The following is a 13871-nucleotide window of genomic DNA, read 5'->3' on the forward strand; positions in this document are numbered from 1 at the left end:
GGCGTCCAACCAACGGAAGGAACTCGTTCATGACCCTCAGGCACAGAATCGTCACGGCGGGGCTCGTCGCAGCGCTTGCGTGCCCGCTCGCCCTCACGACGCTGCCCGCCTCGGCGCTCGCCGACCCCGCCTCCGAGCTCGCGGAGGTCTCCGCGCGACTCGAGTCCCTCGGGTCCGAGCTCTCGGCCGCGCAGGACCAGCTTGCCGAGCTCGTCACCCAGCTCGAGACCACCGACTACAGCATCGCCGAGAAGCAGGCCCAGATCGACTCGGCCCGCCAGGACCTCTCCGACAAGCAGGCGTCCCTCGGCGAGAGCATGAAGAGCACCTACAAGTCGGGAGCGGAGTCGCTCCTGAGCTTCGTCCTCGGCTCCACGAGCCCCGAGGACCTCGTCAACCGCATCTACTACCTCGACAAGGTCTCCGAGCACGAGGCGGCCGCCATCGACGAGGTGCGCTCGCTCGCCGAGCAGCTCCAGACCGACATGGAGGACCTCCAGAGCACGCAGGCCGAGCAGCAGGCCAACGTCGAGGAGCTCAACGCGCAGGTGAGCGACTACGAGAGCCGCGTCGCCGAGGCGACCGAGCTCTACAACTCCCTTGACGCCGAGGTCCAGGCGCAGCTCGAGGCGCAGCGCAACGCCGAGATCGAGGCCGCCATCGCGGCGGCCGAGGCGCAGGAGCAGCAGGAGCAGCTGACTCAGGCGTCCGACCCCGAGCCCCCGGCCGCGTCCGAGGAGCCCCAGGGCGGCAACGCCGAGGAGCCCTCGAGCGGGCAGAACACCGCGCCCGCGCCCGACCCTGAGCCGGAGCCGGACCCCGAGCCCCCCGCGAGCAACCCCGGCGGCGGCACGGGGAACGGGGGCGGCACCACCGGCGGCGGCACGTCCGTCGCGGGCGGGGGCGTCGCGACAGCGCTCGCCCAGGTGGGCAAGCCCTACGTCTGGGGCGCCACGGGCCCCAGCTCCTTCGACTGCTCCGGCCTCGTGTGCTACAGCTTCGGCTACGCCCGCGGCCGTACCACCTACGCCATGATCGAGTCCCTCAAGGCCAGCGGCGACTGGGTGACCAGCATGGACCAGCTCCAGTACGGTGACCTGGTGTTCCCGCACAGCGGGCACGTGGGCATCTACCTTGGCGACGGCAAGATGGTGCACGCCTCGAGGCCGGGCGTCGGCGTCGTCGTGGGCCCGGTCTACGCCTTCTATGGCGGCGGCTCCTACTACTAGGGAGGACTCGCTGACCGGGCATGGCATCCCGTGACGAGCATCAGGTAGAGCGGCGTCTCTCGCGGCGCTTCCAGGCGTCCCTCGTCTTCGAGGGGGCGCTCGTGGGGCTTGCGGGAGGCGCCGTCGTCGCGCTCTACCGCCTTGCGCTCTCCCTCGCAGAGCACGCGCTGCGCGCCGTCACCGGCGCCGCGGCGGGAAGCGCCCTTGGGGTCCTCGGCTGGTTCGCCGCGCTCGGCGTGATGCTCGTCATCGTCTCCCGCCTCATCTCCTGGGAGCCCCTCACCTCGGGCTCCGGCATCCCGCAGGTCGACGCCGAGGTCGCCGGCCGCGCCGACGCGCCCTGGCACCGCGTCATCGCCGCCAAGTTCGCCGAGGGGACGCTTTTGGCCCTCGCGGGCCTCTCGCTCGGTCGCGAGGGCCCCTCGGTCCAGCTCGGCGGCATGTCGGGTAAGGCCGTCTCGCGCGCGCTGGGGCGCAGGAGAGGGGAGGAGCGCCTCCTTGTGACCTGCGGTGCCGCTGCGGGCATGTCCGCGGCCTTCCACGCCCCGCTCACCGGCGTCCTCTTTGCCCTCGAGGAGATCCACCGCGAGTTCACGGCGCCGCTCATCATCTCCGTCATGTGCTCCTCGGTGGTCGCCGACTTCCTCGTCTCCCAGGTCCTCGGCGCCCGCCCCGTTCTGAGCCTCGTCTTCGTGCAGGACCTCCCGCACCCGTCCTACGCGCTCGTGGTCCTTCTCGGCCTTGTCTGCGGGCTCGTCGGGGCGCTGCACAACCGCGGCATGTTCGCCTGCCAGGAGCGGCTCTACGCGCGCGTGACGCGCGGCCTGCCGTACGCGCGGCTCGTCGTGCCGTTTGCCCTTGCGGGCGCGGCGGCCTTCCTGTGGCCCGAGCTCTCCTGCGGGGGAGACGCCATCGTCGAGCTCCTCCTTCGGCCCGAGTCCCTGCCGCTCGCCACCGCGGCGGCGCTTCTCGTGGGCAAGTACCTCTTCACGACGGCCTGCTTTGGCTCCGGCGCGCCCGGCGGCACGCTCTTTCCGCTCGTCGTGATGGGCGGGCTGCTCGGCGCGCTCTACGCGGGCGGCGCGCACGAGCTCGTGGGGCTGCCGGGGGAGTACGCCTCGAACTTCGTCGTGCTCGGCGTCGTCGGCCTCTTCGCCGGGGTCGTCCGCGCGCCCGTGACCGCCGTCGTCCTGGCCTTCGAGCTGACGGGCTCGCTCGACGCGTTCCTCTCGGCCTCGATCGTGTCGATCGTCGCGTACGTGGCCTCGGGCCTCACCAAGACCGACGCCTTCTACGAGCACCTGCTCGCGGCCTTCCTCAAGACCACGACGGACGACCCCACGGTGAGCGGCGCCGGGCTCGAGAAGAGCCTCCAGACCGTGCGCGTGGGCACGGGAAGCCGCCTGGAGGGGATGCTCGTGCGCGAGGTGCCGTGGCCCGACGGGGCGCGCGTCGTCACGATCGAGCGTGCGGGCACCGACGTCATCCCGCGCGGCGAGACCCGCATCCGGGCCCTCGACGAGCTCCTCGTCATCACCGAGGCCGACGCGGCCGACGACGTCATGCTCAAGCTCCGCCTCATGGCCTCCCAGAAGATCTAGTCACGGCAGCGAGGGGAGGCGCCGGCGCGCGCGTCCTGGGCGCTTGTATTTCCCAGTACTCTCTACTTTACATAAGATGCATTATCACGGATTTGAGTGGGCGGGAAGAACGGGGCCCGCGCTTGGTCGGGCCCCGTCCCAGTACTCCCGCTCCCGGCAAGCCGGGCCTCTGGCACCACAGGCGCGACAGCGGCCCACGGGCGCCAGGGTCAGCCCTCGACCGGCAGGCCGAGGTACGCCGCGGCGCTCGTGGCCGCCACGGCGCCGTCCGCGGCCGCGGTCACGATCTGACGGAGCGGCTTGGCGCGCGCGTCGCCCGCCACGAAGAGCCCGGGCGTGCGGGTGGCCATGCGGTCGTCCGTGAGCGCGTAGCCCGCCTCGTCGAGGTCCACGAGGCCCTCCAGGAGGCTCGTCTCGGGCACGCGGCCCACCAGGACGAAGACGCCGAAGGAGCCCTCGTCGTAGGTCTCGACCGTAGTCTTACCGGTGCGGTTGTCGCGTAGCGCGATCGAGCTCGGGAGCTCGCCGCCGTCAAGGGCCACCACGCTCGTCATGAGGCGCAGCTCCACGCGCTCGTTGCGCTCGAGCTCCTCGACGATGGCGGCCTGGGCGCGCAGGTGGTCCTTGCGCACGACCACGGTCACCTTGCTCGCGAGCCGGGCCAGGAACAGCGCCTCCTCGGCGGCCGAGTTCCCGCCCCCAATTACGAACACGTGTTTGTTTCTATAGAACATGCCGTCGCAGGTCGCGCAGTACGAGACGCCATGCCCCTGGAAGCGCTCCTCGCCGTCGAAGCCGGCGTGGCGCGGCTGCGCGCCGGCGGCCACGATGACGGAGGCCGCGTCGTAGGTCCCGCCCGCAGCCCTGACGAGGAACCGCCCGGACTCCCCCGCCAGCTCGAGGGACTCGACCGGGTCGAGCTCGATGCGGGCCCCGAGGCCCTCGGCCTGGGCCTGCATGGCCTCGACGAGCCCGAAGCCGTCGGCGTTGGGCACGCCGGGATAGTTGTCGATCTCGCTCGTGAGGATCATCTGACCTCCGAGCGCCTCGCGCTCGAGCGTGACGGCGTCAAGGAGCGAGCGGCGGGCGTAGATGGCGGCGCTGAGCCCGGCCGGCCCGCCGCCGATGATGACGAGGTCCTTCTTCTCTGCGTTCATGTGGGTCTCCCCTCTTCGCGTCTGCGTTCAGGAACAGGATACCCCGCACTCCCCCGCCGCAACGCGTAAATGAGAGATGGCGGCCAGCATATCTGGCCGCCATCTCGGGTCCGTGCGGGCAGGGGGCTAGGCGCGCCCGGTCTCCTCCGTGCCACCGGGGCGAGGGCCGCCCGGCAGGATGAGGTTGAGCAGGATGCCCGCGAGCGCGGAGGTGGCCATGCCCGGCAGCGTGTAGTCGCCGATGGGGATCGCGATGCCGGAGGTCTCCATGCCAACGCCCAGGATGATCACGACCGACGCGATCATGAGGTTGCGGTTGACGTCAAAGTCCACGCGGTTGGAGACGAGCATGCGCAGGCCGTTGGAGGCGATGAGGCCAAACAGGAGCAGGCAGACGCCACCCATGACCGGGCCCGGAATGGACTGGATGAGCGCGGCCAGCTTGGGGCAGAAGCCTCCGATGACGAGCGCGAAGCCGCCCGCGTACCAGAAGATCTGCGTGGAGTAGACGCGCGTCACGCTCATGACGCCGATGTTCTCCGCATAGGTGGTGGTTGGGGGCCCGCCCAGGAATCCCGAGATCATCGTGGAGAGGCCGTCGCCGGCAAGCGAGCGCGGCAGCATCGCGCGATAGTCCTTGCCCACGATCTCGCCCACGGCGAGCAGGTGGCCGATGTGCTCGATGACCACCACGATGGCGACCGGCGCCACGAGGGCGATGGCACCCACGTCAAAGCGCGGGGCGGAGATGTTGGGCAGGCCTATCCAGGCCGCCTGCTCGACGGCCGAGAAGTCGACGAGGCCAAAGGGGATCGACACGACGTAGCCCACGATGATGGCGAGAAGGACCGGAATGGTCCCGAAGATCCCGCCCATGCTCGAGAAGACCACGGCGGCCACGAGCGTCACCGCGGCCATGAGGGCGCCCACGCCGAAGAAGGCGGTGGTGCCGTCGGACAGGTCGGTCATGAAGGCCATGTCCGCGGCCGTGGCCGAGAGGCCCACGCCGATGACGACCATGACCGACGCCACGAGGACGGGCGGCAGGAGCCGGTCGAGCCAGCCGGTGCCCACGAGGCGGATGATGCCCGCCACGACGAGGAACACGACGCCGGCCACGATGACGCCCGACATGGCGGCGTCGAGGCCCTTGGTCGCGCCCACCGCCAGGATCGGGCTGATGAAGGCGAAGGAGCTACCCAGGTAGCTGGGAATCTTGTTGCCGGTGACAAGCAGGTAGCAGATGGTGCCGATGCCGGAGCACATGATGGCCACGTTGGGGTCGAGGCCCGTGAGGACGGGCACGAGGACCGTCGAGCCGAACATGCTCATCATGTGCTGGATGCCGAGGGGGATGGCGCGCGCCACGGAGACGCGGTCGTCAACGCCGATCACCTCGCGCTCGTGCGAGCTCATGCGACGCTCCCTTCTGTCGAGGCCTGCAGGGGCATGGAACGGGCCCGGAGCGAGGCGCTCCGGGCCCGAGGGACGCTAGGCGACGAGGAAGTACACGAGGAAGGCTGCGGCGGCCACCCACATGAGGGGCTTCACCTTCTTGAGCTGGCCCGTGGCCGCGGCGACGATTACGTAGGCAAGGAAGCCGAAGCCGATGCCGTTGGAGATCGAGTAGGTGAACGGCACGCCCGCGACGATGAAGAAGGCGGGCAGGCCCTCGAGGAGGTCGGACCAGTCGATGTCGGACACCTCGGTCATCATGAGAAAGCCCACGAAGACGAGGGCGCCGCAGGTGGCGGCCGAGCTCACGATGGAGATGAGGGGCGAGAAGAACGCCATCAGGATGAACAGGAGGCCCGCCGTGACGGAGGTAAGGCCCGTGCGGCCGCCGTCGGCGGCGCCGGAGGCGGACTCGACGAAGGTCGTGAGCGAGGAGGAGCCGAGCAGGCCGCCCACGGCCGCGGCGGCGGAGTCGACCACGAGGATCTGCTTGATGTCCTTGACGCGGCCGTCAGGCTCGAGGAACTCGCCCTGCTTGGCGACAGCCATCGCGGTGCCCATGGTGTCGAAGAAGTCTGACATCATGAGGGAGAAGGCGAAGATGAGCATCGTCGGGTTGGTGACGACCTTGGCGATGCCCATGATGCCGGACTCGTCCGCGAGGAAGGGCGCCCCGAAGGTGGAGAAGTCGAGGCCGGAGACGATGCCCGTCGGGGCCTGGGTCACGCCGAGGGGGACGCCCGCAAGGACGGCCACCACGATGCCCAGCAGGAGGGCGCCCTTGATGTTGAGCGCGTAGAAGACGATGGTGGCCACGATGGAGACGAGGCCCACGAGGAAGGTGGGGCTCATGACGTCGCCCAGGGCGACCATCGTGGACTCGTCGGCAACGATGATGCCGCCGTCCTTGAGGCCGATCATGGCGATGAAGAGGCCGAGGCCGACCGAGATCGCGTGGCGCAGCGACACCGGGATGGCGTCCATGATGGCCTCGCGCAGGCCGCAGAGCACGAGCACGAGGATGGCGATGCCCTCGATGAAGATCACGCCGCTCGCCGCGCGCCAGTCCCCGCCCGCCATGGCGGTGAGGCTGAAGGCGAAGATGGCGTTGATGCCCATGCCCGAGGCGCACGCAAGCGGGCGGTTGGAGAACAGGCCCATGCAGATCGTCATGATACCCGCGCCGATGCAGGTGGAGGTGACGGCGGCGCTGGCCGGGATGCCGGCGGCGACGAGCAGCGAGGGGTTCACCGCGATGATGTACGCCATCGCGAGGAACGTGGTGAGACCGGCGCGAATCTCACGGCCGATGCTCGAGCCCCTCTCCTGAGTCTTGAAGAACGTTTCCATGCGAAGGCCTTCCCTTTCTATTGACACGGTACGTACACTGCGCGAACACGCCCCGCGGGGCGAGAACGTCAAAGGCTAGACGCCGCTCGAGCCAAAGCCGCCGGCGCCGCGGTCGGTCTCGTCGAGCTCGTCGACCTCGACGAGGGAGACGACGGGCACGCGCTGGATGACGAGCTGGGCGATGCGCTCGCCGCGCTCGATGCGGATGCTGCGCTCGGGGTCCAGGTTGATGGCGCAGACCTTGAGCTCGCCGCGGTAGTGGGAGTCGATGAGGCCGGGGGTGTTGGCCATGGAGAGGCCCTCGCGCAGGGCAAGCCCGCTCCTGGGCTGCACGAAGCCGGCGTACCCCTCCGGGATGGCGACGGCAAGGCCGGTGGAAACGAGGCGCCGCTCGAGGGGGGGCAGGGTCACGTCCTCGTTCGACCTGAGGTCGAGCCCGGCGTCACCGGCATAGGCATAGGCGGGCAGCTCGACCGTCGGGTCGAGCCGCTTCACGGGAAGGGAGACGGTGTGGTCAGTCATTCAGGCTCCTCAGCTCCTCGCTGAACTCGTCGACGTCCTTGAAGTCGCGGTATACCGAGGCAAATCGCACGTAGGCGACCTTGTCCAGCGAGATGAGCCGCTTTAGCACCATGCTGCCCAGGTCGACCGAGGAGACCTCGGTCGTGCCGCCGTCGCGAAGAGAGGACTCGATGTCGTCAATGAGGCCCGACAGGGACGACATCGAGACGTCGCGCTTGACGGTGGCGGTGACGAGACCGCGCATGAGCTTCTGCCGGTCGAAGGGCTCCTTGTGCCCGTCGCGCTTGATGACGAGAAGGGGAACCTCCTCGCAGCGCTCGTAGGTGGTGAAGCGGAAGCCGCATCCGGTGCACTCGCGCCGGCGGCGAATCGCGTCGTTGCTCTCTGAGGGGCGGGAGTCGACGACCTTCGACTCCTCGCAACCGCATTTGGGGCAGCGCATCTGACCTCCTCGGTAGTCTGCACCAAATGAAGTTAGCACAAGACGTACAGATTCGGCGCGGGGCATGCCGACGGAAATCATCTCGAAAGCGAGCTCCCCCCGGCGGGGACGACCAGGCGGCCGCCAACCTCGAGCGAAGCGCCGTCGAGCCCGTTCTCGCGCTCGATCCACGCCATGACGTCCTGCGTGGCGACGCCGTCGACGCCGTGTCGCTCAGCGAGGCCCCAGAGGGTGTCGCCCTCGAGCACGCAGACCGTCTCGGTTGGGACGGCCGCAAGGGCCGCCGAGGAGGCCTGGGAGGCAAGGGCCTCTGAGGCGAGGCACGCCGCGCAGAGGGCGAGCACGAGCGCGGCGCCCGTGGCGGCGAGCGCGAGCGCCTGGCGGCGCGAGAGGCCCGGGGAGACGGCAGCCCGGGCGCGCCGGGGCCTCTCCGAGAGACCGCCGCGGACGAGGGTGAGCGCGGGCCTCGGGGCCGCAAGGCTCAGGGCAGCGGTTCCGTCGGTCAGGGGAAGCGTGGCGCGGGCGCTGGTCATCATGTATGGGTCTCCTCTCGCCTGGTGTCTGGTCACGGTTATATCGGAGGGACCGGACAGAAATTAAAGTCGAACACCTGTCCTCATTATGGTGGTACAATTGTTCGTGTCAAGGGGACAACGAACAAATGTTTGCACTCCCGCGCCCGAACGGCTATCATGGGGACAGAGAGAAGGGAGCCCACATGGCAAGGGGCAAGCTCGGCAAGCGTCAGCTCGCCATCTACGACTTCATCCGTTCCTACTCGAACGAGCACGGCTACCCCCCGTCGGTCCGCGAGATCGGGGCCGCCGTGGGCCTGGCCTCCCCCTCCACCGTGCACATGCACCTCAAGGTCCTCGAGGAGCAGGGGCTCATCCGCAGGGACTCCAAGAAGCCCCGCACGATCGAGGTCGTCGAGAAGCAGGAGGCGGAGGAGCGCGGGGGCGTCGCCGCCGTCACGCAAGACGTCGACCGCAACCTCATCACCCTGCCGCTCGTGGGCCGCGTCGCCGCGGGCACCCCCATCCTCGCCGAGCAGAACATCGAGGAGACGCTGAGCCTGCCCACCTCCATCGTCGGCGACGCGAGCTCCTTCATCCTGCGCGTGCGCGGCGAGTCCATGGTCAACGCCGGCATCTTCGACGGCGACTACATCGTCGTGAAGGAGCAGCACGACGCGCACGACGGCGAGATCGTCGTGGCCCTCATTGACGACTCCGCCACGGTCAAGACCTTCTACCGCGAGCACGGGCGCGTGCGCCTCCAGCCCGAGAACGACACCATGGAGCCCATCTACGCGGACAACCCGGTCATCCTCGGCCGCGTGACCGCGCTCGTGCGCTCGCTCTCGTAGGGCCCGGGCCCGTGGGCTCGACGGGACCAGGAAAGCCCCGCGGGGGCCGCGTCCGCGCCTTCGACATCGTTCGGGGGTTCTCGGTCGTCTCGATGGTCGCCTTCCACCTCTGCTACGACCTGAGGTTCATCTCGGGCGTCGATCTTGCGTGGTTCGCGCCTCCGCTCCAGGACATCTGGCGTGCCTCCATCTCATGGAGCTTCCTCTTCGTCGCGGGGTGCATGTCGGCCCACTCGCGGGACAATCTCTCCCGGGCGGGGCGCTATGGCGCCGTGGCCGTGCTCGTCTTTCTCGCCACCACGGTGGCGGCCGTCGACGCGCCCATCTCGTTTGGGATCATCTACTGCATGGCCACCTCGACGCTCGTCGCATGGGCGCTCGCTCGGGCGGGCGTCGCACCGCGCGGCCGCCTCGCCGCCGCGGTCCTCATCGTCCTCTTCCTGGCCCTCCTGGGGCTGCCGCAGGGCGTGGTGGGCCTGGGCCCGCTCACGCTCGAGGTCCCCGCGGCGCTCTACCGCACGGGCTGGCTCGCGTGGCTCGGCCTGCCGGGCGCGGGCTTTGTCTCGGGGGACTACTACCCGCTTCTCCCCTACCTCATGCTCTACCTGGCCGGGGGTGCGCTCGCCGCGCTGTGGCGGGAGCGCGGCTACCCCGCCTGGGCACGGGAGGCGCGCTGCGCGCCGCTCGAGCTTGTCGGACGCCACGCGCTGCTCGTCTACGTGGTCCACCAGCCGGTGCTCCTGGCCCTCTCCTCGCTCGTCGCGGGAGCCTAGGCGAGCGGGCCTCCCGCTCCCTCGGGCTCAGCCTCCGCCTCGTCCTCGACCACGTAGGGGGCGAGGGTGCGCGCCATGCGCTCGTCGGCCCGCACGGTGGCGAGCAGGCCGCCCTGCACGTAGGTCTCGCGCATCACCTGGCAGCGCTCGTGCACCATCTTCATGAGCAGCCCCTTCTCGTACGGGACGAGCACGCTCATGGCCACGCTCCCCTCGGCCGCCTCGCGAGCCACGCGATAGAGGAGCCCGCGCGTCCCCGTTCCCTCGAGGGCCGACACCGGCACCGCGTCGGGGTGGGAGGACATGAGCTCGTGGCGCTCCTCGGCGCCGACAAGGTCCCACTTGTTGAGGACGGTGACGCAGCGGATGCCCTCGGCCCCGATGTCGGCGAGGACGGAGCGGACCGCGCGAATCTCGAGCTCGCGGTGCGGGTCGGACGCGTCGACGACGAGGAGCACGAGGTCGGCGGCGCGGACCTCGGCAAGGGTCGACTTGAAGGACTCGACGAGCATGGTGGGCAGCTTCTGGATGAAGCCGACGGTGTCGGTGACGGTGATCTTGCGGCCCTCGTCGAGGTCGAGGGCGCGCGTGGTGGGGTCGAGGGTCGCGAAGAGCTCGTCTTTGGCGTAGACGCAGGCCCCGGTGAGGCAGTTGAGCAGCGTCGACTTTCCGGCGTTGGTGTAGCCCACGAGGGCCACGCGATAGACGCCCGAGTCCCAGCGCGCCTTGCTCTGGACGCCGCGGCGCCGCTCGAGGCGCTCGAGCTCGCGGCGCAGCGTCGAGATGCGCGAGCGGACGAGGCGGCGGTCCACCTCGAGCTGGCTCTCGCCCTGGCCGAAGCGGCTGCCGATCCCGCCGCGCGTCTGCTCGCCGACGAGGTGGCTCCACATGCCGCGCAGCCGCGGGAGCACGTACTGGAGCTGGGCGAGCTGCACCTGGAGGCGCCCCTCGTGCGTTCTGGCGTGAACGCCGAAGATGTCGAGGATGAGGGCGGTCCGGTCGATGATCTTGACGGGCTCGCCGACGATCTTCTCGAGGTTGGCCTGCTGGGAGGGCGAGAGCTCGTCGTCGAAGATCACGACGTCGGCATCGAGGCTTCGCACGTACGAGCAGAGCTCCTCGACCTTGCCCTTGCCGATGAACGTCTTGGGCACGGGGGCGTCGAGGCGCTGGGAGAGCGTGAGGACCACCTCGGCGCCGTCGGTCTCGGCCAGGCGCGCGAGCTCGGCGAGCGACTCCTCGCAGGACCACTCCGAGCGCCCGAGGTCCACGCCCACGAGGATGGCGCGCTCCCGGACGGGGGCGGTCGAGCGCGGCCTAAAGCGACCCATGCCGCGCCTCCTTAAGGTCGGAGAGGACGCGGTCGGCCGCCTCCTCGAGCGACAGCTCGTCGAGGTCGAGCCAGCGGACGCGCCCGTCGTGGCGAAACCACGAGAGCTGCCTCTTGGCGTAGCGCCGGCTGCGACGCTTCACGAGCTCGATGGCCTCATCGAGCGAGGTTTTGCCCTCGAGGGCGTCGAGAAGCTCCTTGTAGCCGATGGCCTGTCCCGCCGTGGTGTCCAAGGCGAGCCCGCGCGCGGCGAGGGCGCGCACCTCGTCGGTGAGGCCGCGCGCGAGCATCTCGTCGACGCGCGCGTCGATGCGGGCGTAGAGCCGCTCGCGCGCCATCGTGAGGCCCCAGATCCGGGCGTCGTAGTGCGCGGCGCGCTCGTGGAGCCCCTCGTGGTGGGCCGCGTAGGAGACCCCCTCGTCGAGGAGCTCGAGCGCGCGGACGACGCGACGGACGTTGTTGGGGTGAATGAGCCCGGCGCTCGCCGGGTCGCGCTCGCTCAGGAGCGCGTGGAGCGCGTGCGGCCCGCGCTCCCGGGCGAGCGCCTCGTAGGCGCCGCGGGAGGAGCCGCCGCGCTCCCCCGCCGGAAAGCTCATCTCGTCGATGACGGCGTTGAGGTAGAGGCCGGTGCCGCCCGCGAGGACGGGCACGATCCCCTCGGCGAGCAGCCCGTCCACGCAGGCGCGCGCGTCGCGCTGGAAGAGGCGGACCGAGTAGTCCTCCGCGGGGTCGGCGACGTCCACCATGAGCAGCGGCACGCGCCGCTCCCGAGGCGGCGTCTTGGCGGTCCCCACGTCCATGCCGCGATAGACCTGCATGGCGTCGACGGAGACGACGGGCCCGCCGAGCCGCTCGGCGACGAGCTCGGCAAGCGCGCTCTTGCCCGAGGCCGTGGGCCCGACGACGCAGACGACGGGGCCCGGGGCGCTCATCGCGGATCGCCCTCCACGGAGCCGCGGAGGTACCAGGTGCGCGCCTCCTCGACGCGCACGTCGACGATGGCGCCCACGAGGTCCTCGACCGCCCGGCCCTCGGGGAGCGGGAAGTGGACCGTCTGGTTCTTCTCGCTGTGCCCCACCATGACGGCGGGGTCGTGCTTCGAGGGGCCCTCCACGAGCACGCGCGCGACAGAGCCGAGGTCGGCCTGGTTGGCCTCGTGGGCCTGCTTGGCCACGAGCGCCGCGAGGCGGTCGAAGCGGTCCTGGATGACCTCGCGCGGGGTGTCGTCGGGAATCTTCGCCGCGGGGGTGCCCGGGCGCCGCGAGTAGATGAAGGTGTAGGCCGACGAGAAGCCCGCCTCGCGGACGAGGGAGAGCGTGTCGAGGAAGTCCTCCTCGGTCTCGCCCGGGAAGCCGACGATGATGTCGGTGGAGAGCGCAAGGCCGGGCATCGCGGCGCGCAGCCGGCCCACGAGCTCGAGGTAGGCCTCGCGCGTGTAGCGGCGGTTCATCGCCTTGAGGACGCGCGTCGAGCCGCTCTGGACCGCAAGGTGCAGGTGCGGCATCACGTTGGGGAGCTCGGCCATCGCGGCGATGACGTCGTCGGTGAGGTCCTTGGGGTTGGAGGAGGTGAAGCGGATGCGCTCGACCCCCGTCGCGGAGACGCGGCGCAGGAGCTCGGCGAAGCGGGGCTCCCCGTAGATGTTGCGGCCGTAGGAGTTCACGTTCTGCCCGAGCAGGGTGACCTCGCGGACGCCGTCGGCGACGAGCTGCTCGACCTCGGCGACGACGCTCTCCATGGTGCGGCTGCGCTCGCGGCCGCGCACGTGCGGGACGATGCAGTAGGAGCAGAAGTTGTCACAGCCGGTCATGATGGGGACCCAGGCGTGGAAGGGGCTCTCGCGATGGCTCGGGAGCTCCGTCGAGAAGGGCCTGCCCTCCTCGACGGTGTCGACCTCGACGGCGTGCCCGTCGTCGGAGAAGGCCTCGGCGAGCAGCCCCGGCAGGCTCGCGAGCGCGCTCGTCCCGAAGACGACGTCGGCGCAGGCGATGTGCTCGCGGATCTTCTCGCCGTCTCGCTGGGCGATGCAGCCGCCGATGGCCACGACGCGCCGGCCCGAGGGGGGCGCAGGCGCCGAGACCATGGCGGAGGCCTGCCCGTAGAGGCGCTGGTCGGCGTTCTCGCGCACGCAGCAGGTCATGAAGACGACGATGTCGGCCTCGTTGGGGTCGCTCACGCAGATGCAGCCGCACTCGTCGAGCAGGCCGCTCACGCGCTCGGCGTCATGAAGGTTCATCTGGCAGCCGAAGGTCCTCACCCAGTAGGTCTTGCCGACGAGCTCGGGGAGGGCCGTCATGACGCCGCCCCCTCGAGCGGGGCGGGCTCGGCCGAGACCGGGGCGGGCGCATGGAGGGCGTGGACGTAGACCGCGATGCGGATGGCGGTGCGGGTCTCGCCGGAGATCTCCACGTCGGAGAACGTGGGGGCGCAGGAGATGTCGACGCCCGTGGGGATGAGGAAGCCGCGGGCGATGGCGATGGCCTTGATGGCCTGGTTGACCGCGCCGGCCCCGACGCACTGCATGTTGACGGGCACCTCGTCCTTCACGAGTCCCGCGATGGCCCCGGCGACCGACGCCGGTGACGACTTGCTCGACACCTTCAGAAAGTCCATGTCTCGTCTCCTGTCGCGCAGCGGGAGGCT

The 13871-nt window shown here is 70.2% G+C and carries 14 protein-coding genes; 4 read left to right on the top strand and 10 right to left on the bottom strand.

Annotated features, from left to right (window positions below; translation table 11 throughout):
* The first annotated feature begins 29 nt into the window (after positions 1 to 29).
* Positions 30 to 1229, top strand: a complete 1200-nt coding sequence (locus B5F84_RS01780; RefSeq protein WP_143786028.1) for a C40 family peptidase — start codon at positions 30 to 32, stop codon at positions 1227 to 1229.
* A gap of 20 nt (positions 1230 to 1249) precedes the next feature.
* Positions 1250 to 2830 (top strand): ClC family H(+)/Cl(-) exchange transporter, encoded by a 1581-nt coding sequence (locus tag B5F84_RS01785; RefSeq protein WP_087320082.1) that lies wholly within the window; start codon positions 1250 to 1252, stop codon positions 2828 to 2830.
* Positions 2831 to 3039: 209 nt separating this feature from the next.
* Here the strand turns inward: B5F84_RS01785 and B5F84_RS01790 are convergent, their stop codons facing one another.
* The 6 genes from B5F84_RS01790 to B5F84_RS01815 all read right to left on the bottom strand — a co-directional run bounded on the left by B5F84_RS01790 (position 3040) and on the right by B5F84_RS01815 (position 8292).
* Complete coding sequence (locus tag B5F84_RS01790) at positions 3040 to 3987, bottom strand: FAD-dependent oxidoreductase (protein ID WP_087320084.1); 948 nt, start codon at positions 3985 to 3987, stop codon at positions 3040 to 3042.
* 126 nt (positions 3988 to 4113) lie between these two features.
* Positions 4114 to 5403 (bottom strand): solute carrier family 23 protein, encoded by a 1290-nt coding sequence (locus tag B5F84_RS01795; protein WP_087320086.1) that lies wholly within the window; start codon positions 5401 to 5403, stop codon positions 4114 to 4116.
* A 75-nt stretch (positions 5404 to 5478) separates the two neighbouring features.
* The gene (locus B5F84_RS01800) at positions 5479 to 6792 is read right to left on the bottom strand and encodes an NCS2 family permease (protein ID WP_087320088.1); all 1314 of its coding nucleotides are present in this window, start codon (positions 6790 to 6792) and stop codon (positions 5479 to 5481) included.
* Positions 6793 to 6867: 75 nt separating this feature from the next.
* The gene (dut, locus tag B5F84_RS01805) at positions 6868 to 7314 is read right to left on the bottom strand and encodes a dUTP diphosphatase (RefSeq protein WP_087320090.1); all 447 of its coding nucleotides are present in this window, start codon (positions 7312 to 7314) and stop codon (positions 6868 to 6870) included.
* Positions 7307 to 7756 carry a transcriptional regulator NrdR gene (gene nrdR, locus B5F84_RS01810; protein WP_087320092.1) on the bottom strand — a complete coding sequence of 150 codons (450 nt, stop codon included), beginning with the start codon at positions 7754 to 7756 and terminating at the stop codon, positions 7307 to 7309. Before nrdR ends, dut begins: the two co-directional genes overlap by 8 nt.
* 77 nt (positions 7757 to 7833) lie before the next feature.
* Entirely contained in the window at positions 7834 to 8292 is a 459-nt protein-coding gene (locus B5F84_RS01815; RefSeq protein ID WP_087320094.1) for a LysM peptidoglycan-binding domain-containing protein, read from the bottom strand.
* Between the two features lie 182 nt (positions 8293 to 8474).
* Here B5F84_RS01815 and lexA point away from each other — a divergent pair, with 182 nt between their 5' ends.
* Together lexA and B5F84_RS01825 are read left to right on the top strand one after the other, a co-directional pair.
* The gene (gene lexA, locus B5F84_RS01820) at positions 8475 to 9125 is read left to right on the top strand and encodes a transcriptional repressor LexA (RefSeq protein WP_087320096.1); all 651 of its coding nucleotides are present in this window, start codon (positions 8475 to 8477) and stop codon (positions 9123 to 9125) included.
* Positions 9126 to 9136: 11 nt separating this feature from the next.
* Positions 9137 to 9898 (top strand): heparan-alpha-glucosaminide N-acetyltransferase domain-containing protein, encoded by a 762-nt coding sequence (locus B5F84_RS01825; RefSeq protein WP_239378179.1) that lies wholly within the window; start codon positions 9137 to 9139, stop codon positions 9896 to 9898.
* Here B5F84_RS01825 and hflX read toward each other — a convergent pair.
* The 4 genes from hflX to B5F84_RS01845 are packed head-to-tail and all read right to left on the bottom strand — an operon-like array spanning position 9895 to position 13841.
* Positions 9895 to 11229 carry a GTPase HflX gene (hflX, locus tag B5F84_RS01830; RefSeq protein ID WP_087320097.1) on the bottom strand — a complete coding sequence of 445 codons (1335 nt, stop codon included), beginning with the start codon at positions 11227 to 11229 and terminating at the stop codon, positions 9895 to 9897. The two genes, B5F84_RS01825 and hflX, sit on opposite strands and share 4 nt — an antisense overlap.
* The gene (gene miaA / locus B5F84_RS01835) at positions 11216 to 12160 is read right to left on the bottom strand and encodes a tRNA (adenosine(37)-N6)-dimethylallyltransferase MiaA (RefSeq protein ID WP_087320099.1); all 945 of its coding nucleotides are present in this window, start codon (positions 12158 to 12160) and stop codon (positions 11216 to 11218) included. The genes hflX and miaA overlap by 14 nt, the downstream gene beginning before the upstream one ends.
* Positions 12157 to 13524 (bottom strand): tRNA (N6-isopentenyl adenosine(37)-C2)-methylthiotransferase MiaB, encoded by a 1368-nt coding sequence (gene miaB, locus B5F84_RS01840; protein ID WP_087320101.1) that lies wholly within the window; start codon positions 13522 to 13524, stop codon positions 12157 to 12159. Before miaB ends, miaA begins: the two co-directional genes overlap by 4 nt.
* Positions 13521 to 13841, bottom strand: coding sequence for a stage V sporulation protein S (locus B5F84_RS01845; RefSeq protein WP_087320103.1), 321 nt, complete (start codon positions 13839 to 13841; stop codon positions 13521 to 13523). The genes miaB and B5F84_RS01845 overlap by 4 nt, the downstream gene beginning before the upstream one ends.
* Positions 13842 to 13871 lie beyond the last annotated feature (30 nt).

Source organism: Olsenella sp. An290, from assembly GCF_002159535.1.
Lineage (GTDB): Bacteria > Actinomycetota > Coriobacteriia > Coriobacteriales > Atopobiaceae > Thermophilibacter.

Excerpts from the sequence above, each read along its gene's own strand:
- B5F84_RS01800 (WP_087320088.1), bottom strand. The coding sequence starts at position 6,792 with ATGGAAACGTTCTTCAAGACTCAGGAGAGGGGCTCGAGCATCGGCCGT.
- B5F84_RS01815 (WP_087320094.1), bottom strand. The coding sequence starts at position 8,292 with ATGATGACCAGCGCCCGCGCCACGCTTCCCCTGACCGACGGAACCGCT.
- B5F84_RS01845 (WP_087320103.1), bottom strand. The coding sequence starts at position 13,841 with ATGGACTTTCTGAAGGTGTCGAGCAAGTCGTCACCGGCGTCGGTCGCC.
- hflX (WP_087320097.1), bottom strand. The coding sequence starts at position 11,229 with ATGGGTCGCTTTAGGCCGCGCTCGACCGCCCCCGTCCGGGAGCGCGCC.
- dut (WP_087320090.1), bottom strand. The coding sequence starts at position 7,314 with ATGACTGACCACACCGTCTCCCTTCCCGTGAAGCGGCTCGACCCGACG.
- B5F84_RS01780 (WP_143786028.1), top strand. The coding sequence starts at position 30 with ATGACCCTCAGGCACAGAATCGTCACGGCGGGGCTCGTCGCAGCGCTT.
- B5F84_RS01790 (WP_087320084.1), bottom strand. The coding sequence starts at position 3,987 with ATGAACGCAGAGAAGAAGGACCTCGTCATCATCGGCGGCGGGCCGGCC.
- lexA (WP_087320096.1), top strand. The coding sequence starts at position 8,475 with ATGGCAAGGGGCAAGCTCGGCAAGCGTCAGCTCGCCATCTACGACTTC.
- miaA (WP_087320099.1), bottom strand. The coding sequence starts at position 12,160 with ATGAGCGCCCCGGGCCCCGTCGTCTGCGTCGTCGGGCCCACGGCCTCG.
- B5F84_RS01795 (WP_087320086.1), bottom strand. The coding sequence starts at position 5,403 with ATGAGCTCGCACGAGCGCGAGGTGATCGGCGTTGACGACCGCGTCTCC.
- miaB (WP_087320101.1), bottom strand. The coding sequence starts at position 13,524 with ATGACGGCCCTCCCCGAGCTCGTCGGCAAGACCTACTGGGTGAGGACC.
- B5F84_RS01785 (WP_087320082.1), top strand. The coding sequence starts at position 1,250 with ATGGCATCCCGTGACGAGCATCAGGTAGAGCGGCGTCTCTCGCGGCGC.
- nrdR (WP_087320092.1), bottom strand. The coding sequence starts at position 7,756 with ATGCGCTGCCCCAAATGCGGTTGCGAGGAGTCGAAGGTCGTCGACTCC.